We start from the raw sequence: 25,222 nt of genomic DNA on the forward strand, positions 1-25,222 counted from the left end.
ATCGATTTGGTTACTATTTTACTATTACTCATATTGCACTATTCTAATTTCGTCATTAAGGTCGCATACAATGCCGGCTTCTAACTGGACATGGGTTGTGTCTATAACAATCAAACCAATTCTAACGCCATTTCTATACGCATGAACTTTACTAATATCACTAAATGCTCTTGGAGTAGTGAATTGGTTAGCATTGGCAGTAGTACTATAAACTACCTCATGAATACTCACAACTGACGATGGGTTAATTTTTCTTATTTCACCAGTTGCCGGATCAGTTGTAAGTATTTGGTAGGTACTAGAGGTCTCATTTTGCAACCCTTTAATTGCTAATGTATTTGTTGCCGTAGTCGTTATGGTTTCAGGTTTAGCTAAGGTTTTGTCTAGTTTTGTGTCTAAAGCAGTAGCGGTAGCATTAGAAATTGGTTTATTTAAATCTGAGGTATTGTCAACATTTCCTAACCCAACTACCGTTTTGTCTAAAGTTTGCCAAGATTTATCGCCTCTCCAATATTGCGAAGTTGTACCGGCAGTAATTGTAGGTTCTTTTGTTGCTAATCCAGGAACAGTTGGCAAATCTGCTGTTCCTCCTAAATCTCCAGCTATTTTTATTTTTCCTTTTACAGTTGTTGTGGCATCTGGTGTATTATTAAGAGCAAAACCCGATATTAATTGAGAATCTACATATGTTTTTACTGCATTTTGTGTTGGATACAACACATCACTTGTTCCTAGATCTATGTTAGTAGACTTATTGGCAACATCTTCTTTTTTGTTTAATGCCGTTTGAGCAGCACTAGATACTGGTTTATTAGCATCTGATGTATTGTCAACATTTCCTAACCCAACTACCGATTTATCTAAGGTTTGCCAAGTTTTATCGCCTCGCCAATATTGAGAGGTTGTACCTGGCGTAATGGTATTTTCTTTTTTTGCCAATCCAGGAACAGTTGGTAAATCTGCTGTTCCTCCTAAATCTCCAGCTAATTTGATGACCCCAGTACTAGTAGTAGTTGCCTTGTCAACATGAGCATTTGCGGCATAGAGAGCAAAAGGAACATACGTAAAAGGTTGATTGCTAATTTCTGTAAAATTGCTACAACTTGCCTCCACATCTAAATCTACTTTCAAGCTTTTAGTGGTATTGTTCCATAAAATAGTTGAAAATGTAGATGCATATCCACCTATTTGACTTCCTGTTCCAATAATTAAATTTACAATACCATGAGCATCCGTAGTTGTTGTGTGAGTTTCAATGTATTCTAAATTTGATTTTGAATCAATGATGGAGAATTTTAAACAAATTAACTTATTTGACAAGGGCACATTATAATTATTCGCACCCGGTAATTGTTCTCCTGAAGGATTAATTATTAATGCTTGATAAGAAATTCCATTTTGTGAAAAACCTATTAACGATATAAAAAAAATCAATATAAAGTATACTTTTTTCATAATTTAAAGGGTTATTATATATTTATTATTTGTTCTTTTTAGGAATTTTTGATTCATTATTTTTTAATAATTTTTGCAGAATAAACAAACTTTTCACTTACAAGTTTTACTAAGTATAATGCGCTAGAAAGCTTGCTTAAATTTAAGGCAATAACATTATTTTGATTTATTGCGGTCTCTGAGTAAACTACTCTGCCTAAAACATCAAATACCATTACTTCAATTTTGTTTCCAGGAGAAGTTGAAAATGAAAAATTAACATCTGTGACAAAAGGATTAGGGTAGACAGTAGTTACTACTGAAATTGTGTTTTGTTCTAAAATTTTACTCCAATTGCTTTGCTGAAAACCTTGTTGCACAACATAACCATTAGATGAAGTACCAGTTACGGATTGTTGACCAATAGTGTAGCTCACAAATTGACCACTAGCTGTTATTTTTGAACCACCTTGAGCACTTATCATTTCATGATGGAGCTGCTGTGCAGTAGTTATTGTACTAGTTAAAACAAATATGATTATTAATAATAGACGCATTTTGGTAATTAATTTAGTTAGCTTCTATATATCATTGTCAAAAAAGAAACCATTTTAATAAACCAAAAACATATTATGTTTGTTTTGCTTAAAATTAATAGGTTAACTTATAAAAAAAAGAGGTCTGAAGAGTCATGCAAAACCTTGTAATCACTAATAAAATAAAGAGATTATATTATTTAGTACTTTAATCTTTAGATCTGTAATTATTTAAAATTTTTCCACTGTAAAGAAAAAAAATGGCACGATGAAATCGTAAATAATTCCATTTTTTGGAACAAATTCCAAAAAAAGTATTTTAGTCTCTAAAAAAAATCAAAATGTATGGGGTGAGGTAATTTAAAGCGCATATTCGAAATATGGTAAACTTGCTCTTTATAGCATCCTGATGGATTATTATGGTATTTATTAGTACTAACTTATGAATCATTAGTATAAAGAAACCCAATATCATTAAGTTAAAGGTTAAATGATAAAATGATTGCTAATTTTTGATGAACGATTTTTGGCTGTACGTTGATGTATAAGATTTTGAAAAACATTTGATTTTTATTCACTTGCTCCAAAATCTAAATAAAGAACCGTTAATCTTCAAACTAAAACCTCATAACTTAATGACATTGGCTTAATACACACTTGCAAGTTAGATTTCATTTGTTCTAGTTTGCCACTTTATTGAAGTCTGAGTTAAAAAAAAACTGAATTTTAAAAAGAAAAGCCATTCTTATATACAGTAAGAATGGCTTTTTTTAAAATTAAATTTTAGTGTTTATGACCTAACAAATGGCGGTAGTAATTGACTAGAAACTTCTCCAAAACCAATACGAACTTCATTGTTTTTGCTATATCCTTTTATAGTAACGGTGTCATAATCGTTAATGAATTTTCTCTCGCTTCCATCATTCATTTGGATAGGGTTTTTACCTCCCCATGTTAGTTCTAGCATTGAGCCGAAGCTATCTGGAGTTGGGCCAGAAAGGGTTCCGGATCCCATCATGTCACCAGAATTAACTCTGCATCCGTTTGAAGTGTGGTGAGCTAGCTGCTGACTCATAGACCAATACATGTATTTGAAATTGGTTTGAGATACCACATTTGGAATACCATTTTTAGGAGTGATTGCTACTTCTAAATTAATATCGAATGCGTGCTTTCCTTTTAATTGTAAATAGGGAAGTGGCGCTGGGCTTTGTTTTGGTCCTTTGGTTCTAAAAGGTTCTAAAGCATCTAGTGTGACAATCCAAGGAGAAATTGAAGAACCAAAATTCTTGGCTAAGAATGGTCCTAGAGGCACATATTCCCATTTTTGAATATCTCTTGCGCTCCAATCATTAAGCAAAACCATTCCAAAAATATAATCTTCGGCTTCATAAACCGGAATATTTTCGCCCATGATATTAGCATCAGTGGTAATAAAAGCAGTTTCTAGTTCAAAATCAACCAATCGCGATGGGCCAAAAACAGGTGTTGTTTCTCCATTAGGTAAAGTTTGTCCCATAGGTCTGTGCACAGGAATTCCTGAAGGGATAATAGTAGAACTTCTTCCATGATAGCCCACAGGAATGTGAAGCCAATTGGGTAGTAAGGCATTTTCGGGATCACGAAACATTTTTCCAACATTAGTCGCGTGCTCCTTGCTGGAATAAAAATCAGTATAATCACCAATTAAAACCGGAAGTTGCATTTCAACTTCAGTAATTTTGAAAATTACAATTTCTCTATGTTCTTTATTGTCTCTTAACTTTGGATTGTTTTCGTTGAAAATATCTGAGATTCGATTTCTTACCAAACGCCAAGTTTTTTTACCATCTGATATAAAATCATTTAGGGTATCTTGCATGAACATGTCATCTGTTAGTTCAATACCTTCAAAGTAATTGAGTTGCTGCAAAGCTCCAAGGTCAATGGCGTAATCACCAATACGTGTCCCTACAGTTACTATATTTTCTTTGGTAAGAAAAACTCCAAAAGGAATATTTTGAATTGGAAAATCGCTATCAGCTGGAACGTCTAACCAAGATTTTATGTTAGGATTATTTGCTATTATTGGCATAAAGTGTTAATTATATTGTTGAAAATTACACGCCAAATATATTATAATCTAAGTAGTAACCAAACGTTTTTTTGTATTTTTGCGCCATAATTAACGAAAAACAAAAAAATGCAACGCGACGAACAAATTTTTGACCTTATTCTTGAAGAACAAGATAGACAAATACACGGATTAGAGCTTATCGCTTCAGAAAACTTCGTAAGTGATGAAGTTTTAGAAGCAGCTGGTTCTGTTTTAACGAATAAATATGCTGAAGGGTATCCTGGTAAAAGATACTACGGAGGTTGTGAAGTAGTAGATGTGGTGGAACAAATTGCTATAGACAGAGCCAAAGCTTTATTTGGTGCTGAATATGCCAATGTTCAACCTCATTCAGGATCTCAAGCCAATACAGCGGTATATCACGCTTGTTTGAAACCAGGAGATACTATTTTAGGTTTTGATTTGTCTCACGGTGGGCATTTAACACACGGTTCTCCAGTTAATTTTTCAGGACGTCTCTATAATCCTGTTTTTTATGGAGTAGACAAAGAAACGGGTCGTTTGAATTACGATAAAATTCAAGAAATTGCTACTAAAGAGCAGCCTAAATTAATCATCGCTGGAGCATCTGCTTATTCTCGCGATATGGATTTTGCTCGTTTCAGACAAATTGCGGATAGTGTTGGTGCAATTTTGATGGCAGATATTTCTCATCCTGCTGGTTTGATTGCTAAAGGTTTAATGAATGATCCTATTCCTCATTGTCATATTGTAACAACTACTACGCATAAAACACTTCGTGGCCCTCGTGGTGGTTTGATTATGATGGGTAAAGATTTCGAAAACCCTTGGGGACACAAAACGCCAAAAGGTGAAATTCGTATGATGTCATCTTTATTGGATTTAGCTGTTTTTCCTGGTAATCAAGGTGGACCATTAATGCATATTATTGCTGCTAAAGCAGTTGCTTTTGGTGAAGCTTTACAAGATGAGTTCTTTACTTATGCTATGCAATTGCAAAAAAATGCTAAAGCTATGGCTGAGGCATTTGTAGCTAGAGGATACGAAATCATTTCTGGAGGAACAGACAATCACATGATGTTGATTGACTTAAGAAATAAAAATATTTCAGGAAAAGATGCAGAAAATGCATTAGTAAAAGCTGAAATAACCGTTAATAAAAACATGGTTCCTTTTGATGATAAATCTCCTTTTGTAACTTCAGGTATCCGTGTAGGTACTGCAGCTATTACAACTCGTGGTTTAGTTGAAGAAGATATGGAAACTATTGTTGCTATGATTGATAAAGTATTAATGAATCATACAAATGAGGATGTTATAGAAGAAGTGGCTGCTCAAGTCAATGAAATGATGAGTGAAAGAGCCATTTTTGTATTCTAATTTTTGTTTTAAAATTTAAAATTTAAAGGTTTAAGGTTTTGTTGATGTTTAAAAGCATTTCAAAACTTTAAACTTTTTTCATTTTTAATACAACTTTAAACAATTTCAAACTTTTAAATAATAAAACAATGGGCGTATTACGTTTGCAATTACCAACAGATCCAAGATGGGTCAATATCGTGGAGAAAAATATTGAAGAAATTTTAACCGATCATGCTTGGTGTGAGCAAAAAGCAGCTACCAATGCCATTACAATAATTACGAATAATTCGGAACATCAAGATTTAGTGCAAGATTTATTGGCATTAGCCAAAGAAGAAATTGATCATTTTGAGCAAGTACATAACATTATCATCAAGCGAGGTTTGAAACTTGGTAGAGAACGCAAAGATGATTATGTGAATGAATTGTATTTGTATATGAAAAGAAGTATTGATGGTAGTCGAGTTTCGGGTTTAGTGGAGCGTTTGTTGTTTTCTGCCATGATCGAGGCTAGAAGTTGTGAACGCTTCAAAGTACTTTCTGAGAATATTCAAGATGAAGAATTGGCTTCTTTTTATCGTGATTTGATGGAAAGTGAAGCTGGACATTACACTACTTTCATTACTTATGCACGTAAATACGGAGTAGGAATTGATGTGGAAAAACGCTGGAGAGAATGGTTGGTTTTTGAAGAATCTATCATCACAAATTATGGTAAAAACGAAACGATTCATGGTTAGTTTTTTATCATAAAAAGACCTCGTTTAAGTGTAAATTTAATTTTCTAATTTTATGATTACAGTTCATTCTGCCACCGACAACGATTTTGCTACGATTCGTTCCATTGCCTACGAAACATGGCCAGTGGCTTACGGTCAAATTTTAGCCAAAACTCAATTAGAGTATATGTTGGGCGCATTTTATAACGATGTGGCTTTAAAGGAAAGTGTAACGCAAAGAGGACATCATTTTATTTTGGAAAATGAAGGAAACCAAACCTTAGGTTTTGCTTCTTTTGAATGCAATTACGACCATCAAAAACAAACTAAGATTCATAAATTTATATACTTCCTTCCGCCCAAGGCAAAGGAGTAGGTAAAGTACTTATAGATTATATCGCCTCTGAAGCGAGAAAGCAAGGTTCTCTTACCTTGTGTCTGAATGTCAATCGCTTTAATAAAGCGATTACTTTTTATGAAAAAATGGGTTTTTCTATCAGTAGTGAGGTAAACATCGAGTTAGAACATGGCTACATGATGGAGGATTATGTGATGGAACGATCAATATAGGGGGCATTTTATATGCTAATTTGTTTTTTGTATTATATTATATTGCTAGGTAGAAAAGTCGTATATTTATGATATAATTTTCTTCGTAATAAATAAATACCATGCGGTCAAAAATGTATGTATTAGTGTCGTTTCTTTCGATACTTCTAATAAATTGTTCCAAAAAAGAATCTCAAGAAATCCAACCAACTATTGGTAATATTACCGAAAGCGTCTATGCTTCGGGTGTGATAAAAGCTAAAGATCAATACACCGTTTTTTCTACCGTAAATGGAATTTTAAAAAAAACAAAAGTAGTTGTCGGTCAGAAAATCAACAAAGGACAAGTGTTATTTGAATTAGATAACGATAAAGCGGATTTGAATACTCAAAATGCTTTATTAGCTTATGAAATAAGTAAGAAAGAAAATCGCTACATTCAGGATAAAATTGCTGAATTAGAGTTAAAGATTCAAGCAGCAAAAGACAAATTAGTTCTTGACGAATCAATATATAGTAGAAATAAGAATGCTTTGAAGTATGGAGGTATTTCACAAGTTGATTTTGAAAGAGTAGAGCAAGCTTATAAAAGTTCTAAAAGTAGTCTTGAAATGGCTAAAAATCAGTTGACACAACAAAAAATTCAATTCCAAAATGAACAAAATAAAAATGCCAATAATCTAAAAATTAGTCTAAAAAACCAAAGTGATTATAGTGTCAAAAGTGAGTTTGAAGGACAGTTATTTGATCTTCCGGTTAAAGACGGTACTTTTGTTACAACCCAAATGCCAATTGCTACAATTGGTAAAAGCAATAATTTTATTCTTGAGCTTGATGTGGACGAAAACGATATGGTTCGTGTGCAATTAGGTCAAAAAATAGTAGTTACGATGGATAGTTACAAAGGAATTGTATTTGATGCCATCGTTTCAAAAATATATCCAATTATGGATGAGCGCTCTAGAACGTTTAAAATTGAAGCTCGATTTTTAAAAACACCTCCAAACGTATTTCCCAATCTAACCGCAGAAGCAAATATTATAATTCATACCAAGAAAAATGCCATCACTATTCCGAAAGAATATTTAATAGAGGGTACGTATGTCTTAGTCAATAAAGATGAAAAACGTAAAGTAAAAGTCGGCTTAAGTGATTATAAAAAAGTAGAGATTTTAGAAGGGTTAAAAGCTAATGAAACACTTTATAAACCGAACTAATGAACTACAAACTTATCTTAAACATCGCTTTGCATTTGTTGCGTGCGCGATTAAAACAAACGATTGTGGCAGCAATTGGGGTTACGTTTAGTATCGCTATGTTTATTGCATTGGTGAGTTTTATGAACGGACTCAATGATTTATTAGATGGATTAATGCTCAACAGAACGCCGCATGTAAGGTTGTATAACGAGATAAAACCCACTAAAGATCAGCCTGTTTATTTAGCTAAAGCGTATAAAAATAGTACCAATTTTATCAGTTCGATAAAGCCTAAAGATAGAGGAAAATCAATTTATAACGGAATTCCAATTATCAAAGCTCTTAAAGAAGATAAAAGAATCATTGATGTGGCTCCCAAAGTAGTGGCACCCGTTTTTTATAATTCGGGAACTATCGAGATTTCTGGAGTGGTGAATGGGATAGCTATTTTGGCAGAAGAAAAATTGTTTCAAACTAGTGATTATATCATCGAAGGAAAGATAACCGATTTGGTGCAAAACAATAGTATTGTTATTGGTAAAGGGTTGGCGGATAAAATGCTATTAATTGTTGGAGACCGAATCAAAGTCACCACATCCAAAGGGAATTTGGCCACCTTAAAAGTAGTTGGGATTTCACAAATTGGTATTGCAGAAATAGACGATACAATGTCTTATACTTCTTTAGATACGGCTCAAAAAATGTTGGGTGAAGCCACAAATTACATTACAGATATTCAGATTAAATTGTTTGATATGACTTCGGCACCCCTTGTAGCCAAAGAATTGCAAGCTACGTATCAATTGGACACTATTGATTACCAAACGGCCAATTCACAATTTGAGACCGGAAGTTCTGTGCGAACAATAATTTCCTATGCGGTTGGAATCGTGTTGTTGATTGTGGCTGGTTTTGGAATTTACAATATTCTAAACATGATGATTTACGAGAAAATGGACAGTATTGCTATTTTGAAAGCGACTGGCTTTTCAGGAAATGACGTCAAGTGGATTTTTGTTTCGTTATCTATAATTATTGGTTTGGCGGGTGGTATTTTTGGTCTCATTTTTGGCTTTATTTTTACTTCAATTATTGATGTGATTCCTTTTGAAACTGCGGCTTTGCCAACGGTTAAAACGTATCCAATTAATTTCAATATTTTATATTATATCATCGGAATTGTATTTGCGTTGTTCACTACTACTATTGCAGGTTTGTTTCCTGCTTTAAAAGCCAGCAAAGTAGATCCAGTAGAAATTATTAGAGGGAAATAAAATGGAAAATAAAGTACTGCAAACTATCGGATTGAGTAAATATTTTTATGATCCCGTTAAATTTCAAGTATTGAAGGAAATTGACATGAATATCAATCATGGAGAGTTTGTTTCGATTGTAGGGAAGTCGGGTTGTGGAAAGTCAACCTTGTTGTATTTGCTTTCGACCATGGATACGGATTATGATGGACAATTGTTTGTGAATAACGAATTGATTACTGGAAAACCCGATAAAGAATTGGCTTTGATTCGCAATGAAAAAATTGGCTTTGTTTTTCAATTTCATTATTTGCTCAATGAATATAATGTGCTGAAAAACGTGATGCTTCCTGGTTTGAAATTGGCTAAATTTTCTGAAAAAGAAGTGGAACATCGTGCAATGGAGCATCTAAAAACATTAGACATGCACGAACATGCTTTGAAGTTGCCCAATCAATTGAGCGGTGGACAAAAACAAAGGGTAGCTATAGCGAGAGCGTTAATCAATGATCCTTTAATCATTATGGGAGATGAGCCTACAGGAAATTTAGATAAAAAAAACAGCGACCTAGTGTTTGATATTTTTAAGCAATTGACCCATGAGCAGAAGCAGACACTATTGATTGTAACGCATGATAATGATTTTGCAGAGCGTTCAGATAGAACAATAACCATGCAAGACGGTCGAATTATAAAGAGCTAGTCTACGTAATTTATTAGTTCAAAGCTAATTGAGTAAAGAATTAAAAGAAATAATACTTATTCGTTTCTAGTTGCTATGTGAATAGTAAAACGTCTATTTCATTCTTTTAGAACCCATAAATTCAATGTTTCTCCTATGTGGAAAAAAGCAATTTCAGACCATGGGTTCTATTAGAATTTCGTGCTTAAAGAGTAAGCCTTTTACTTCGTTGAGACTGAAAGTTGCCTTTTTGAGTTTGGTTCTGGAAGGATCTATAGTATAATTATAGCTTGTTTTGAAATTCGCTTTGTTGGCAATAGCTTTGTCAAATTCGGTGCGATATAAGTCGCAATTATCAAAAATACTTTCGGTTAAGTCAGTTGCCATAAAATCAACGGCGATTAAGCTACAATTCTTAAAAGTGGTGCCTTTTAGTTTTAAAGTGTAAAACTTTGAAAAGTCCAACACGCAATGCTGAAAATGTACTTCAAAAATTAATTTATCGCACATGGCAAAATTAACTTCTCTGATTTGACAATGGTTAAAAGTAACGGTTCGTAACGCCACGTGATTGATGTGTGCTCCATTAAAATTACACTTTGAAAACACACAATCAATAAATGTTACATCCATAAAATTGCAAGCCGTAAAATCACAGTTTTCGAAAGTACAGCACTCGAATTCATGATGATTTAATTCGTCTCTGTTATAGATAATTTTTTGGTAATGTTGGTCTAGATTGTATTTTGGCATACACAAAGGAAGTGTTTTAAAGCAAAAAACGCAATTATCAAGAGACAATTGCGTTTTTTAGTGACCTCGACTGGATTCAAACCAGTAACCTTCTGAGCCGTAATCAGATGCGCTATTCAGTTGCGCCACGAGGCCTTTTTTGCTTTTTAAGACGACTTTTTAAAAAAGTACTAGTGCCTTATTGCGGGTGCAAAGATAGGAATAAATGTGTAACTTGCAAGAGTAAAATTGTATAAAAATAAAAAAAAATGACAGTTGATCAATACATCCGTGATATTCAGGACTTTCCTAAAGAAGGAATTTTGTTTAAAGACATTACTCCTTTGCTAATTGATGCTATAGCTAGGAAAGAATGTTTGGATATCTTGGTTTCTACCTTGAGAGATAAAGGCATAAACAAAGTAATTGGAGTAGAAAGTAGGGGCTTCTTTTTTGGAACGCTACTTGCACAAGAGCTAAATGTAGGCTTTGTTCCTGTTCGAAAACCCAATAAATTACCTTTTGACACAATTTCGGCTTCCTATGCCTTGGAATACGGAACAGATACGTTAGAAATTCACACCGATTCCATACAAAAAGCAGATCGTGTACTCATTCATGATGATGTTTTGGCAACCGGAGGAACAGCCAAAGCGGTGGGGGAATTGGTTGAACAATTAGGTGGAATTATCGTTCAGTATAATTTTATTATGGAACTCACTTTTTTAAGCGGTAGAGAAAAACTGGGAAATAACGAGATATTTGCAGCCATTCAATATTGAAATGATTTAATTTTTTGCATTCAGTTTCTAGTAAAAAGCAACCGATTTAAATTGCTTTATAATTAAAAATTTGGGTTGTCTTAATGTTGGAACTTGAATCTGGTAAATTGAGTGGATGAGCTTTATAAAACAAAAAAGCAATGCTTACACATTGCTTTCTTTGTTATTTCGGTTGAATCAAAAATTCCTTCGGAGGTTGCGCTTGCAGCAAATGGGTTACGAAATAATCCCATCGTTTGCGCATCATGTAATAGGTGTCTGCACCAAAACCATGACGTGCATTTGGGAAAAGAATAAAATCAAAATCTTTGTTGGCTTTTTGCAAGGCTTGAATCACTAGATAAGTGTTGTAAGGAGGTACATTGTCATCCATTCCGCCATGCGCTAATAATAATTTTCCTTTTAAGTTTGAAGCAAAATTAGCATTGGCTTGATCTTCATAGTTTGATTTTCCGTTGGCGTCTTTGGTCAGAAGCCCGATATATCGTTCTCCCCAGTCGTCTTCATAATTTCGGTTTTCGTGATTGCCTGATTCAGAAATTCCCACTTTGTAAAACTCAGGATATCTGAATAAGGCCGCTGCCGTTGCATAACCACCACCTGAATGTCCCCAAATCCCCACCTTGCCCAAATCCATAAATGGGTATTTAGTAGCTAATTGCTTAATTCCCGAAATTTGATCTTCCAAGGTGTTATCGGCCATATTGCCATAACAGGCATCGTGGAATGATTTGGAACGATCTGGATTACATGTTCCATCAATGATAACCACTGCAAAACCTAATTCAGCCAAAGCCTGATGATCACTTCGTGCTGATAAAAAATTACGACTGCCAACACCGCCGCCTTGGGGTCCTGGATAAATGTAATTAACTACAGGATATTTTTTAGTTGGATCCAAATGAGTAGGCGTAAAAAGCAATCCATACAAATCCCATTTTCCATCTCTTGATTTTACTTTGATGGGTTCTGGTGCTTTCCAACCTGTTGCTACTAGTTTTGAAATATCTGCTTTTTCAAGGGTTGCAATTAGTTTTCCATTTGTAGCTCTCAACACCGAAACGGGTGCCACATTGGGTTGCGAATACGTATCGACAAAATAGTCTCCATTCGGAGATAGTGAGATGGTGTGGTTTCCATCCTCTGGAGTAAGCAATTGAAGGTTCTTTCCACTGAAATCAATTCTGTAAAAATGACTAAAATAAGGATCACGACCAGATTCTCTTCCATTGGCTTCAAAATAGAGTACTCGATTTTTTTCGTCTACTTTCAAAAGTTGGGTCACTACAAAATTCCCTTTGGTGATTTGCGATTTTAATTTACCGGTTTTGGCATCATACAAATACAAATGTCCCCAATCGTCACGTTCACTGTACCAAATGATTTCATTAGAGCTTTCTAAAAAATGCCAATTTACTTTCCCTTGACCACTTTCGTATTGTGTAGCCACTTTTTCTTCAAAGATGTCTTTTACGGCACCTGTTAGGGCATCGGCAATTCTGACTTTGGCTTCTTTATGATCTCGAGAAGTAGAAACAAAGACTAATTTTGTTCCGTCAGCATTCCATTCGTTATCATCAAAAGAACCGGAACACGAAATATCATCGCACAAGGTTCCTCTTCGCGGATCGGGAGCTATATTGAAGCGAATAACTTTTGGCGTTTCAACTTCGATAATTACACGCTCAATTTGAATTATTTTTTCATCACCAGGAAGCGGATATTTCCAAGCTTCTAATTTGGGTGCTCCCACATTGGTTGAAACCAAATACATATCCTTTACATGACGCTGATCTTGTTGAAAAGTCGCAATTTTTTTAGAATCGGGAGACCATAATAATATGGCTTTGTTGCTATGTTTCCATCCTGCATTATCAGTGGCATAACCATAATCTTTTACACCATCGAAGGTGAGTTGTGTTTCTTTTTGAGTAGCCAAATCTTTGATCCAAAGATTCCAATCTTTGATAAAAGCGGCTTTTTTACCGTCTGGAGATTTTACTTCAAAATGACTAACTGTATAAGTTGAGATAGATGTTGTGTTGTTTTCAGGAAGTAACGATTTTAAATCTGCCCCTATTTTTCGAGTGCCATCAACGGTTTGGATTACTACGATTTCTTTTCCTTTGGGTGTGGTGTTGTTATACCAAAAATCACCATTTGGTAGCCAATTTGGGTTTACAGCGCTGTTGAAAACTAACTTATTGGTATTGAATCCTAAAAACTTTACCGCTTGTTCATAATCGGTTGCGGTGAGTGTTTTGGAATTGTTTTGGGCTTGGATTGAAAATGCTAAGAGCACCGCACCGATTAATAGAAAGCTTTTTTTGGTCATAGTTGTTCTATAATTTTAGTTTTGGATAAATTTAAACAATTCTATTTAACTATTATGGTTTTGCTTTATGCTGTTTTGTGTTATTTTTTTTATAATTCATTTGGGTGCTTGTTTTTTTTGCGTGAGGGATAGTAGCGAGCTACCGAAGTAGCGCGGATAGCCCGACCTCAGTAATGAAAGGGGCGACTAGCACGCTTGTTTTAAAAAGCCCCTTTTATGACTGTGGTCACGCCCTAATTTCTATTGTAAATCCCCTTCCTTTTTAATTTAGTAAATTGATATAAGGCCTTCGGATATTGTGCCTAAATCCTTATTTTTGCCTATCTTTAATGAAAATAGACATGCATCAATATATCGATCAACTCAACGAAGCGCAACGCGAACCCGTACTTCAAAAAGACGGGCCAATGATTATTATCGCAGGTGCTGGCTCTGGAAAAACAAGAGTACTGACGATTCGGATTGCGTATTTGATGCATCAAGGCGTTGATGCTTTTAATATTTTATCCTTGACATTTACCAATAAAGCCGCTCGAGAGATGAAAAATCGTATTGCTCAGATTGTGGGTTCTGGGGAAGCCAAGAATTTATGGATGGGAACGTTTCACTCGGTTTTTGCTAGAATTTTGAGAGCAGAATCGGATCATTTGGGGTATCCTTCGAACTTTACGATTTATGATTCGCAGGATTCGGCTCGGTTGATTTCGTCCATTATCAAAGAAATGCAATTGGATCGGGATATTTACAAACCTAAACAGGTTCTGAGTCGCATTTCGAGTTATAAAAATAGTTTGATTACGGTTAAGGCCTATTTCAATAATCCAGAATTGATGGAAGCCGATGCCATGGCCAAAAAACCAAGGTTAGGCGAGATTTATCAGCAATATGTAGAACGCTGTTTCAAAGCTGGTGCTATGGATTTTGATGATTTATTGCTAAAAACGAATGAGTTATTGACTCGTTTTCCTGAGATTTTGGCTAAATACCAAAACCGTTTTCGATACATACTTGTAGATGAGTACCAAGATACTAATCATTCGCAGTATTTAATTGTACGCGCTTTGTCGGATAAATTCCAAAATATATGTGTGGTTGGAGATGATGCGCAAAGTATTTATGCTTTTCGTGGAGCGAATATCAACAACATTCTGAATTTTCAAAAAGATTATGAAGGGGTAAAAACCTTTCGTTTGGAACAAAATTATCGTTCTACCCGAAATATTGTAGAGGCTGCCAATACGATTATTGACAAAAATAAAACTAAGTTAGATAAAGTGGTTTGGACTGCCAATGACTTTGGTCCCAAAATCAAAGTACATCGAAGTTTGACTGATGCCGAAGAAGGTCGCTTTGTCGCGAGTACTATTTTTGAGCAAAAAATGCAAAATCAGTTGCATAACGGTGCTTTTGCTATTTTGTATAGAACCAATGCGCAATCAAGAGCTATGGAAGACGCCTTGAGAAAAAGAGATATACCATATCGTATTTATGGTGGATTGTCTTTTTATCAAAGGAAAGAAATTAAAGATGTTCTGTGTTATCTACGCTTAGTAATTAATCCCAAAGATGAAGAAGCGTTGATTCGTGTGATTAATTATCCTGCGAGAGGAATAGGAGATACCACTATCGAAAAGTTGACGATTGCAGCCAACCATTACAAGCGTTCGATTTGGGAAGTCATGCAAAATGTAGATAAAATTGATTTGAAATTGAACTCGGGAACCAAACAAAAACTTTCGGATTTTGTTACGATGATTCAGAGTTTTCAGGTTATTAATGAAAATCAAGATGCTTTTTATATAACAGATCATGTGGCCAAAAAAACAGGTCTGGTTCAGGAATTAAAAAAAGATGCTACGCCTGAAGGAATGGCAAAAATCCAGAATATAGAAGAACTCTTGAACGGTATTAAAGATTTTACCGAAGGACAAAAAGAAATTGAAGGGGCTCGCGGTGCATTGTCAGAATTCATGGAAGATGTTGCCTTAGCCACCGATTTAGATAAAGATACTAGCGATGAGGATCGTGTGGCATTAATGACCATACATTTAGCAAAAGGGTTAGAGTTTCCTCATGTTTTTGTGGTTGGAATGGAAGAAGATTTGTTTCCATCAGCTATGAGTATGAGCACTCGAAGTGAATTAGAAGAAGAACGAAGATTGTTTTATGTGGCTCTTACTCGTGCGGAGCATCAAGCATATTTGACTTATGCGCAATCTCGCTACCGTTGGGGAAAATTAACGGATAGCGAACCCTCTAGATTTATTGAAGAAATTGATGGACAATTTTTAGAATACTTAACTCCAGCAGAGAGTAATTATCGCTATAAACCTCAAATTGATAGTGATATTTTTGGTGATGTAGATAAATCAAAACTAAGATTAGCTAAACCCGTTGCCGGAACTCCTCCAAAATACATTACAGATAATGAGCCTAAACCAGAAGTTACTATTCGTAAATTAAAGCCAGTAGGGAGTTCAAGTTCTTCAGGCAGCGCCAATTTGTTTGACAATCAATTAATGGTAGGAAATGTGGTGATGCATGAACGTTTTGGGAAGGGGCAAATCCTTAATTTAGAAGGGGTAGGAGCCGATAAAAAAGCTGAAATTAAGTTTGAAGTAGGAGGTATCAAAAAGTTATTATTGCGTTTCGCAAAATTAGAAGTGATTGGGTAATCTAGAATACAATACTGAAGCTTCTAATTAAAAATCTAGATAAAAGATGGCACAATTTATTAAAATATACGAAGATAAACCCAGTGAAGCAGCAATTGCTAAAGTGGTGAAAGTTTTAAAAGATGGAGGCTTAGTGATTTATCCAACAGATACTGTTTATGGTTTGGGTTGTGATATTACTAATTCTAGAGCGCTTGAAAAAATTGCTAAAATTAAAGGGATTAAGTTAGAAAAAGCCAATTGGTCTTTTATCTGTCACGATTTAAGTAATCTTTCGGATTATGTTCGCCAAATTGATACCGCAACTTTTAAAATTTTAAAACGTGCTTTGCCTGGTCCATATACTTTTATTTTGCCGGGAAACAATAATTTGCCTAAAGAATTCAAGAAAAAAACCACAGTCGGAATCAGGATTCCTGACAATTCCATTATTTTAGAGATGGTACGTCAGTTAGGAAATCCTATCGTTTCAACGTCAATTCGCGATGAGGATGACGTGATTGAGTATACTACAGATCCGGAATTGATTTTTGAAAAATGGCAAAATTTGGTAGATGTTGTTGTTGATGGAGGGTATGGAGATAATGTTGGTTCTACCATAGTTGATTTGTCTGATTATGAACCTGTTGTTGTTCGAGAGGGTAAAGGGAGTTTAGATATATTATAAAAAAATAGTATTTTTAGTTGTTTTTTATTAAAAAAATAGAAATAACTGTTGTTTTTTGTATAAATTTTTTTTAAATTTACTATAAGCAATGTTTAAAAACATAGAAAAAAACACAATAAAATGCTATTCTTAATATATTTAATTGGTTATTAAAATAATATTGAGAATACATGATGGCAGGTCGAGAGACCTGCCTTTTTTGCATAAAAAAAGCGTCTTAAAAAGACGCTTTTTGAAAATACCGAAGTATTACTTATTGTTGTTGTTTCTTCATTTCTTTTTCAATCATATCATAGAATTGGTCAATTTTTGGCAATACTACGATACGAGTTCTTCTGTTTTTAGAACGATTTTCTGGAGTGTCATTTTCTACCAATGGTACATATGAACTTCTACCAGCTGCAATCAATTGAGCAGGTTTTACCCCCAAATCATTAGTCAATACTCGGATAATAGAAGTAGAACGTTTTACACTCAAATCCCAGTTGTCTAACATTATTCCATTACTTCTGTAAGGAACATTATCAGTGTGACCTTCAACCATACATTCAAAATCAGGTTTGTCATTTACTACTTTAGCCACTTTAGCTAAAACAGCTTTAGCTTTATCAGTTACTTCATAACTACCGCTTTTAAACAATAATTTATCAGCAATTGAGATAAATACAACTCCTTTTTCTACATTAATTTCAATATCTGGATCAGAGATACCTACAGAACTTTTCAAACTAGTTACTAAAGCAAGAGTTACGCTATCTTTTTTAGTTAATGCGTCTTGCATTCTACTAATTTTTAAATCCTTTTCTTTTATTGTTTCTAGTGCTTTTTCAATATTTTCAGCTCCTTTTGTGGTTAGAACTGTCATATCTTTTGAAGTGTTGATTAACAATTGATTTTTCTCTTTTAATCCTTCAACAGTAGCTGCAAGTCCCGCTTTTTCTTCTAAGCAAGAATTTAATTTTACAGTAGCAGTGTTCAGTAAATCTTGAGTTTCTTTGTTCTTAGCTTCCAAATCAGTGTATTTCTTTTTAGAAACACAAGAAGTTAAAAGAGTCAAAACCGATAAAGCAATTACTATTTTTCTCATAATTTTTTAATTTAAAAATATTGTACAAAGTTAAATTTTAATATGAATACCTAGGTATAAAATATTGTTAAACTAGCTTTTCAAAAACAGTGCCACCTTTAATAAAATAGGCATATACAATGCTTTTTATTTTATAGTAAGATGCTTTTTGAAAAGATCCTCTCTTCTTTATGTTTTTGCTAAAATACTGATAAAAAGTAACATGTGCTTTTAAAATTGCAAAAAAATGCGCGGGTTTACCTTTTGTTAAAAATTGCACCCCTGCAATACCATCTAGAACCATTCTGATGAAAAGCGTTCGGTATAAAACAGAATTTGGCAAATTTTTAGTGAGCATATAAAGAGAATTTCTAAAATTTAATTCAGTTTTTTTAGGATTTCCCTGTTGTAATGTAGCGCCTCCTACATGATATACGACTGAAGTTGGTACGTATTTTATAGTATGCCCTAAATTAATTGCTCTCCAACATAAATCAATTTCTTCTTGGTGAGCAAAGAAATCAGCATCAAAACCTTTTAAATCGTGATAAACTGGAGCTTTGATAAAAAAACAAGCACCCGAAGCCCAAAAAATTTCGATACTGTCATCATATTGTCCATTGTCTTTTTCTATAGTATCAAAAAGGCGTCCTCTACAAAACGGATAACCATATTTATCGATGAAACCACCAGCTGCTCCAGCATATTCAAAGTATTCTTTGTTTTTAAAGTCTAATATTTTGGGCTGAATAATTGCTGTTTTTGGCTCGTTCTTGAACGTATCGATAATAGGTTGTAACCAATTGGGAGTGACTTCAATATCTGAGTTTACTAAGGCATAAACATCTGCATTTATCTGTTGTAAAGCTTCGTTGTACCCTCCAGCAAATCCGTAATTAGCATTATTAATAATGATTTTAACTTCAGGAAAATTTGTTTGTATATAAGCTACAGAATCATCTGTAGAAGCATTATCAGCGACATAAATGGTGGCTTCTGGCGAATATTGAACAATTTTTGGAAGAAACTGTTTTAGCAGCGATTGTCCATTCCAATTTAGTATAACTACGGCTAATTTCATTGATTTATTTACTGTTATTTAAAAATGTTGAAGAATAATCAGGAAGCATTTTTAGAAAATCATATTTTTCATTTTCAAAATCCATCGTACAATAATAATGTTTTAAACCATTGGTTACCATCAAAAATTGGGATTGTAAAGTCATATTGTATTGCGCAATTTGATCAAAAGTAGCTTGACTGATAGTAATGTGTGGAGCTTTGCACTCTACTAATGCAAAAATAGTTCCATTAGGATTGAATAAAACGATATCATACCGTTTTCGTAACCCATTCACATGTAATACTTTTTCAACATTGATAAGGGATTTTGGGTAGTTCTTTTCATGCATTAAAAATTGTACTACATGTTGACGCACCCATTCTTCTGGGGTAAGAATTATAAATTTTTTCCGAATTTCATCAAAAATAGACACTTTATTTTCGCTATTTTTGAATCGAAAAGAGTAAGAAGGAAAATTGAGTTCTTGCATAACGCAAAAATAGTTATTTTGTTTGTAGTTTATGGTTGGTTCTTTAAATAACTACTATTCTTTAAAACGGCGAATCATAAATCATTAGAATGGACGAAGTAGTAAAAATTGTCAACGATATTAAAGCAGGAAATATCAAACCTATTTATTTTTTAATGGGAGAAGAGCCCTATTACATTGATAAATTATCCAATTATATCGAAGAAACTATTTTGACCGAAGAAGAGAAAGGCTTTAATCAATCGGTGTTGTATGGTCGAGATGTATCGATAGAGGATATTGTAAGTACCGCCAAAAGGTACCCAATGATGGCAGAACGTCAAGTGGTGATTGTAAAGGAAGCACAAGAACTTTCTAGAACCATTGATAAAATAGAGCGCTATGCTGAAAACCCAATGTCAACTACGGTTTTGGTTTTTTGTTACAAATACAAGACGTTGGATAAACGAAAAAAAGTAACTAAAGTTTTGGCTAAAAATGGTTTGGTATACGAGAGTAAAAAGTTATATGAAAACCAAGTTGGGGATTGGATTAAAAGAGTATTGGCGGGTAAAAAATATGCCATTGAACCCAAAGCGTCGGCGATGTTGGTCGAGTTTTTAGGCACCGATTTAAGCCGAATTAATAATGAATTGGAGAAGCTAAAGATTATTTTACCCATCGGTAGTACAATTACGGCCCACCATATCGAAGAAAACATTGGTTTTAGTAAAGATTTTAACGTGTTTGAGTTGCGAAAAGCCATTGGTGAACGCAATCAACTCAAAGCGTATACTATTGCTGAGAATTTTGCTCAAAATCCTAAAGAGAATCCTTTGGTGATGACTACAGGGCTGGTTTTTAGTTTTTTTATTCAACTCCTAAAGTATCACGGGTTAAAAGATAAAAACCCCAAAAATGTGGCGTCTGTGTTAGGGGTTAATCCTTATTTTCTTAAAGATTATGATGTAGCTGTAAAAAATTATCCCATGAAAAAAGTCAGTCAAATAATAGGTTCATTGCGAGTGATTGATGTAAAAAGTAAAGGCGTTGGCGCCAACGCACTTTCGAATGGGGATCTATTGAAAGAAATGTTGTTTCAGATTTTTAAGTAGTCAAGGTTTTTTAATGTAATTATTGCTATCAAGAGCTAATGGTTTTATTAAAAGTTTTTTAAAATTAACTATTATGTGTTATTTGTGATTAATAATTGTTTATTTTGTGTTTTTTAACATATTTTGTTTATTATTATAATCCAATATGCTAAATCAAAATTTCAAAATTGATGGGTATTAATTTATAACAATATGGTATGTTTTCAGTTCATCTAAAAAGAATAATTTTAGTTTCTCTCTTTTGTTTTTCTTCATTGAATGCTTTTTCTCAATTTAAATCGGTATTCAGGCAAAAAGAGTTTGAAAAAAAATTTGATGATATTGTAAAGCTATATAAATCAAATAATTATATAGATCTATTTAATGTTGTTTCTCAGCTTAAAAGTTTTGAGATAGATGTTCTTAAATCAAAAAACAGCAAATTAATTGTTGATTATTATTACAATTGTGCTTCTTTTTTTGTCTTTTTTTCAAATTTTAACGAAACGAATTACTACGCAAATAAAGGGTTGTATTTTTCTAAAAAAAGTAAGGATTATTATTTTGTTGGTAAATTTTATGAAATCATTGGTGTGTCTTTTGATTTAATTGGTGAAGAGTCGAAATCATTTGAAATGATTTTACTTTCAGAAAAATATTTAACAAAATATGCGCCTCTTAAGGACAGGGTAGATTTGTATTATAACCTTAATCAATCCTATTATCGCAAGAAAGACTGGCCAAAAGTGCTGAAGTATGGATTTTTACATATTTCAAACGCTGAGATTTTTAAAGAAAAAAAATCAATAACTATGCCATTGTTTATTGCTGATGCATACATGCACAAAAATGATTTAGCAAAAGCTTACCAGTATCTTAAAACAATAGATGTTAATGCAATACCAAAAGATCAATCTTACCTTAGTAAATGTCGAAACTATTATCATATTTATGGAAATTATTTTATGAAGATAGGGGATTATAAAAATGCCTCAATGATGTTTCTTAAATCAAGGGAGTTTGCTGAAAAAGAACGAAAAAAAGATTTAATTAATTCAATTGAAAAAGCACAAAGCGAAAAAAAAATCCAACAAATTTCACATGAACTTGATAAAATTAAGAATGAGAATTTTCATGTACTACAAAATAATTTATATAAAAACAGTATAATCATCTTGGGTATTGTTTTAATCATTTCATTATTAATTATAATTAAAATTCAAAAGTCACGATCTGCATTTAAAAGTAATGCTAACGCTCAATTACAACTAAAAAACACAGAATTAACGAACGCTTTAGAAATTAAAAGTAAGTTTTTAAATACTATTTCTCATGAGTTTAGAACACCATTAAATGCTATTATGGGGACATTGAGTTTACTTCATGAAGACGAAAATAACTCCGATAAATTGAAGATAATTGAGAATTCAACTAATTATCTAAATAATCTTATCAATCAATTTTTTGAATACAATTTTATAAGTAAAAATGGTTTGAAGCTTGTAGTTGAAGAAAAAATTAATCTTGAGGTTTTTATTAATAACTTAATTGCATCTTTTGAAAGTTTGTATCTGAATAAAAATAGAACTTCCATTTCTATAGATGAAAAGATTCATCAAAATATACTTTTTGATAGTACACGTTTAACTATGGTGCTTAATATTATTCTAGATAATGCATTCAAATTTACAGACAACGGATTAATAGATGTTAATTTGAAATTTGTAGAATCAAATGAAGAGTTTCAGAAGATAATCTTCTTGATAAATGATACTGGTATTGGTATTTCAGAAGAAAAAATTGATAATGTCTATGATTTGTTTAGCTATGGCTCAGATGAAATAAATTTGTTGTACGGTGGAACAGGAATTGGATTAGCTTTAGCTGATAAAATAGTAAAGCTTTATGACTCTCATATAGACATACAATCAGAATTAGGAAAAGGGACAAGTGTTTCATTTTGTTTGAGTTTTAAAAAAGATATGTTAAACGTTGTTGAAGAAGCGTTGATTACTGTACCAATAAAAGACAGAAGTAAGATTAAAGTTTTAGTTGTAGAAGACAATAAAATTAACATGCTCTTGGTTACCCAAATTTTAAAAAATAACGGTTTTCTATTTAAAACTGCATTCAACGGACAAGAAGCTGTGGAATGTGTTGAGAAAGAGAATTTTTCTATCATTATAATGGATATTATGATGCCAATAATGGATGGATTTGAAGCTTCTTTAATTATTAGCGAATTGAAAAAGGAAATACCTATAGTGGCTTTAACTGCTATTTCAGAAGATATAAACAAAGAAAAATTTGAAAATTCCAATATAAAACAAGTCTTGAATAAACCATTGAACGTAGATGAACTTTTATTTGTTATCGATAAACATTGTTATTGAATCTACTAACTATACTAATTATTTCAATTTGAATAAATCTCAATTGTTGTATATTTGCAATTCCAAAAAAAAACAAAAAAATACCTCTATTATGGGAATGAATAAAAATACTATCTTAGGATGGGCAACATTTATAATGGCTTTGATGGGATTATTATTAATTGGCCTTGGTGCTTTTCGCTACAGAGATGTTTCTGGATGGGGATTTGCAGCTGTAGGAATAGGTTTTTTAGCCAACGCTTGGGTGTTTAGCTCTTTGAAGGGACGAGTGTAGGTTTTTAATGATTGTCCGTAGTTTGTAATTATGACAAAAACTAGGTGATAAATTATTATGATTTGTACCGCGAAAAATGTAAAGATTGAACAATAAATAACACACCATTAACCACAAACTTTAAACAAAAAAAAACAAGAATATGTCAGACGATAAGAAGGTCATTTTCTCGATGCAGAAATTGAGCAAAACCTATCAAGGTGCAGATAAACCGGTATTAAAAAACATCTATTTGAGTTTCTTTTATGGAGCCAAAATTGGTATTTTGGGTCTTAACGGCTCTGGTAAATCTTCTCTTTTAAAAATTATTGCTGGAGTTGATAAAAATTACCAAGGAGATGTGGTTTTTCAACCCGGATATACGGTTGGTTATTTAGAGCAAGAACCAATTTTGGATGACTCCAAAACTGTAATCGAAATTGTTCGAGAAGGAGTTGCTGAAACTATGGCGGTACTTGAGGAGTACAACCAAATCAATGATTTGTTTGGTCTTGAAGAAAACTATTCTGATCCAGACAAAATGGATAAATTGATGGATCGTCAAGCTGCCTTACAAGACAAAATTGATGCTTTAGGCGCTTGGGAAATCGATACCAAATTGGAAATCGCAATGGATGCTTTACGTACTCCTGAAGGTGATACACCAATAAAAAATCTTTCAGGTGGAGAGCGTCGTCGTGTAGCTTTATGTCGTTTGTTATTACAGCAACCAGATGTATTGCTTTTAGATGAGCCTACCAACCACTTAGACGCTGAATCTGTATTGTGGTTAGAGCAACATTTAGCTCAGTATTCAGGAACTGTAATTGCCGTGACACACGACCGTTATTTCTTAGATAACGTTGCGGGATGGATTTTGGAATTAGACCGTGGAGAAGGTATTCCTTGGAAAGGTAACTATTCTTCTTGGTTGGATCAAAAATCAAATCGTATGGCTCAAGAAGAAAAAGTGGCTTCTAAACGCAGAAAGACTTTAGAGCGTGAGTTGGACTGGGTACGTCAAGGTGCCAAAGGTCGTCAAACCAAGCAAAAAGCCCGTTTGCAGAACTACGACAAACTTTTGAATGAAGACCAAAAACAATTAGACGAAAAATTAGAGATTTATATTCCTAATGGTCCTCGTTTGGGAACCAATGTAATCGAAGCTAAAAATGTTGCCAAAGCCTTTGGAGAAAAGTTATTATACGATAACCTGAATTTCACTTTACCACAAGCCGGAATTGTTGGAATTATTGGGCCAAACGGTGCAGGTAAATCGACTATTTTCAAAATGATTATGGGCGAACAGCAAACCGATGCAGGTGAGTTTTCGGTAGGAGAAACGGTAAAAATCGCTTATGTTGATCAATCACATTCCAATATAGATCCAAATAAATCCATTTGGGAAAACTTTGCCGATGGGCAAGAATTGATTATGATGGGAGGTAAGCAAGTGAATTCTAGAGCTTATTTGTCACGTTTTAACTTTGGAGGTGGCGAGCAAAACAAGAAAGTATCGATGCTTTCTGGTGGTGAACGCAACCGTTTACACCTAGCGATGACCTTGAAAGAAGAAGGTAACGTATTGCTTTTAGATGAGCCTACCAATGATTTGGACGTGAATACATTACGTGCACTTGAAGAAGGTTTAGAAAACTTTGCAGGTTGTGCCGTAGTTATCTCACACGATAGATGGTTTTTGGATAGAATTTGTACACACATTCTAGCGTTTGAAGGCGATTCAGAAGTGTATTTCTTCGAAGGTAGTTTCTCTGAATACGAAGAAAACAAAAAGAAACGTTTAGGTGGCGATTTGACTCCAAAACGTTTAAAATACAGAAAATTGATTAGAGGATAAAAACTAATCAGCATTTTTTTTAAT

General features: G+C 33.6%; 22 protein-coding genes and 1 tRNA gene. 14 read left to right on the top strand and 9 right to left on the bottom strand.

Going from position 1 to position 25,222, the window contains the following annotated elements:
* Positions 1–24: 24 nt before the first annotated feature.
* The 3 genes from O9307_RS00240 to fahA all read right to left on the bottom strand — a co-directional run bounded on the left by O9307_RS00240 (position 25) and on the right by fahA (position 4,044).
* A complete protein-coding gene (locus O9307_RS00240) occupies positions 25–1,455 on the bottom strand; it encodes a hypothetical protein (RefSeq protein WP_298293956.1) in 1,431 nt (476 codons plus the stop codon).
* A 56-nt stretch (positions 1,456–1,511) separates the two neighbouring features.
* Positions 1,512–1,991, bottom strand: a complete 480-nt coding sequence (locus tag O9307_RS00245) for a T9SS type A sorting domain-containing protein (RefSeq protein ID WP_298293960.1) — start codon at positions 1,989–1,991, stop codon at positions 1,512–1,514.
* Between the two features lie 769 nt (positions 1,992–2,760).
* Positions 2,761–4,044 (bottom strand): fumarylacetoacetase, encoded by a 1,284-nt coding sequence (gene fahA / locus O9307_RS00250; RefSeq protein WP_298293963.1) that lies wholly within the window; start codon positions 4,042–4,044, stop codon positions 2,761–2,763.
* 108 nt (positions 4,045–4,152) lie between these two features.
* Between fahA and glyA the strand changes: the two genes are divergently transcribed.
* The 7 genes from glyA (at position 4,153) to O9307_RS00285 (ending at position 9,832) form a co-directional block, all read left to right on the top strand.
* Positions 4,153–5,427: a serine hydroxymethyltransferase gene (glyA, locus tag O9307_RS00255; protein ID WP_298293966.1), complete on the top strand. Its 1,275-nt coding sequence runs from the start codon at positions 4,153–4,155 to the stop codon at positions 5,425–5,427.
* A gap of 128 nt (positions 5,428–5,555) precedes the next feature.
* Entirely contained in the window at positions 5,556–6,149 is a 594-nt protein-coding gene (locus tag O9307_RS00260; protein WP_298293969.1) for a tRNA-(ms[2]io[6]A)-hydroxylase, read from the top strand.
* Positions 6,150–6,201: 52 nt separating this feature from the next.
* Complete coding sequence (locus tag O9307_RS00265; RefSeq protein WP_298293972.1) at positions 6,202–6,504, top strand: hypothetical protein; 303 nt, start codon at positions 6,202–6,204, stop codon at positions 6,502–6,504.
* Between the two features lie 20 nt (positions 6,505–6,524).
* Positions 6,525–6,698 (top strand): GNAT family N-acetyltransferase, encoded by a 174-nt coding sequence (locus O9307_RS00270; RefSeq protein ID WP_298294460.1) that lies wholly within the window; start codon positions 6,525–6,527, stop codon positions 6,696–6,698.
* Positions 6,699–6,811: 113 nt separating this feature from the next.
* Positions 6,812–7,894 carry an efflux RND transporter periplasmic adaptor subunit gene (locus O9307_RS00275; RefSeq protein ID WP_298293975.1) on the top strand — a complete coding sequence of 361 codons (1,083 nt, stop codon included), beginning with the start codon at positions 6,812–6,814 and terminating at the stop codon, positions 7,892–7,894.
* Positions 7,894–9,150, top strand: coding sequence for an FtsX-like permease family protein (locus tag O9307_RS00280; RefSeq protein ID WP_298293978.1), 1,257 nt, complete (start codon positions 7,894–7,896; stop codon positions 9,148–9,150). The genes O9307_RS00275 and O9307_RS00280 overlap by 1 nt, the downstream gene beginning before the upstream one ends.
* Position 9,151: 1 nt before the next feature.
* Positions 9,152–9,832: an ABC transporter ATP-binding protein gene (locus O9307_RS00285; RefSeq protein ID WP_298293982.1), complete on the top strand. Its 681-nt coding sequence runs from the start codon at positions 9,152–9,154 to the stop codon at positions 9,830–9,832.
* Between the two features lie 153 nt (positions 9,833–9,985).
* On the opposite strand, the gene O9307_RS00290 is transcribed toward O9307_RS00285, so the two are convergent.
* Positions 9,986–10,564 (bottom strand): pentapeptide repeat-containing protein, encoded by a 579-nt coding sequence (locus O9307_RS00290; protein ID WP_298293985.1) that lies wholly within the window; start codon positions 10,562–10,564, stop codon positions 9,986–9,988.
* Positions 10,565–10,625: 61 nt separating this feature from the next.
* Positions 10,626–10,699, bottom strand: a tRNA-Arg gene (locus O9307_RS00295).
* A gap of 113 nt (positions 10,700–10,812) precedes the next feature.
* Between O9307_RS00295 and O9307_RS00300 the strand changes: the two genes are divergently transcribed.
* On the top strand, positions 10,813–11,325 hold the full coding sequence (locus tag O9307_RS00300) for an adenine phosphoribosyltransferase (protein WP_298293987.1): 513 nt from the start codon (positions 10,813–10,815) through the stop codon (positions 11,323–11,325).
* A 163-nt stretch (positions 11,326–11,488) separates the two neighbouring features.
* On the opposite strand, the gene O9307_RS00305 is transcribed toward O9307_RS00300, so the two are convergent.
* Positions 11,489–13,660 (bottom strand): S9 family peptidase, encoded by a 2,172-nt coding sequence (locus O9307_RS00305; protein ID WP_298293990.1) that lies wholly within the window; start codon positions 13,658–13,660, stop codon positions 11,489–11,491.
* Between the two features lie 341 nt (positions 13,661–14,001).
* On the opposite strand from O9307_RS00305, the gene O9307_RS00310 reads away from it, so the two are divergent.
* The gene (locus tag O9307_RS00310; RefSeq protein WP_298293993.1) at positions 14,002–16,335 is read left to right on the top strand and encodes a UvrD-helicase domain-containing protein; all 2,334 of its coding nucleotides are present in this window, start codon (positions 14,002–14,004) and stop codon (positions 16,333–16,335) included.
* 46 nt (positions 16,336–16,381) lie between these two features.
* A complete protein-coding gene (locus tag O9307_RS00315; protein ID WP_298293996.1) occupies positions 16,382–17,002 on the top strand; it encodes an L-threonylcarbamoyladenylate synthase in 621 nt (206 codons plus the stop codon).
* A 253-nt stretch (positions 17,003–17,255) separates the two neighbouring features.
* Here O9307_RS00315 and O9307_RS00320 read toward each other — a convergent pair whose 3' ends face one another.
* From O9307_RS00320 to O9307_RS00330, 3 genes are all read right to left on the bottom strand, one after another.
* Positions 17,256–18,089 (bottom strand): OmpA family protein, encoded by an 834-nt coding sequence (locus O9307_RS00320; protein WP_298293999.1) that lies wholly within the window; start codon positions 18,087–18,089, stop codon positions 17,256–17,258.
* Positions 18,090–18,156: 67 nt separating this feature from the next.
* A complete protein-coding gene (locus tag O9307_RS00325; protein WP_298294002.1) occupies positions 18,157–19,149 on the bottom strand; it encodes a glycosyltransferase family 2 protein in 993 nt (330 codons plus the stop codon).
* A gap of 4 nt (positions 19,150–19,153) precedes the next feature.
* Complete coding sequence (locus O9307_RS00330; protein ID WP_298294004.1) at positions 19,154–19,621, bottom strand: type I restriction enzyme HsdR N-terminal domain-containing protein; 468 nt, start codon at positions 19,619–19,621, stop codon at positions 19,154–19,156.
* Between the two features lie 89 nt (positions 19,622–19,710).
* On the opposite strand from O9307_RS00330, the gene holA reads away from it, so the two are divergent.
* The 4 genes from holA to ettA all read left to right on the top strand — a co-directional run bounded on the left by holA (position 19,711) and on the right by ettA (position 25,198).
* A complete protein-coding gene (gene holA / locus O9307_RS00335; protein ID WP_298294006.1) occupies positions 19,711–20,715 on the top strand; it encodes a DNA polymerase III subunit delta in 1,005 nt (334 codons plus the stop codon).
* Between the two features lie 197 nt (positions 20,716–20,912).
* Positions 20,913–23,087 (top strand): response regulator, encoded by a 2,175-nt coding sequence (locus O9307_RS00340; RefSeq protein ID WP_298294009.1) that lies wholly within the window; start codon positions 20,913–20,915, stop codon positions 23,085–23,087.
* A gap of 91 nt (positions 23,088–23,178) precedes the next feature.
* Positions 23,179–23,361 (top strand): CAL67264 family membrane protein, encoded by a 183-nt coding sequence (locus tag O9307_RS00345; protein ID WP_298294012.1) that lies wholly within the window; start codon positions 23,179–23,181, stop codon positions 23,359–23,361.
* A 142-nt stretch (positions 23,362–23,503) separates the two neighbouring features.
* Positions 23,504–25,198: an energy-dependent translational throttle protein EttA gene (gene ettA / locus O9307_RS00350; RefSeq protein ID WP_298294015.1), complete on the top strand. Its 1,695-nt coding sequence runs from the start codon at positions 23,504–23,506 to the stop codon at positions 25,196–25,198.
* The last annotated feature ends 24 nt before the right edge of the window (positions 25,199–25,222 follow it).

The sequence above is a fragment of the Flavobacterium sp. genome, assembly GCF_027531905.1.
Lineage (GTDB): Bacteria > Bacteroidota > Bacteroidia > Flavobacteriales > Flavobacteriaceae > Flavobacterium.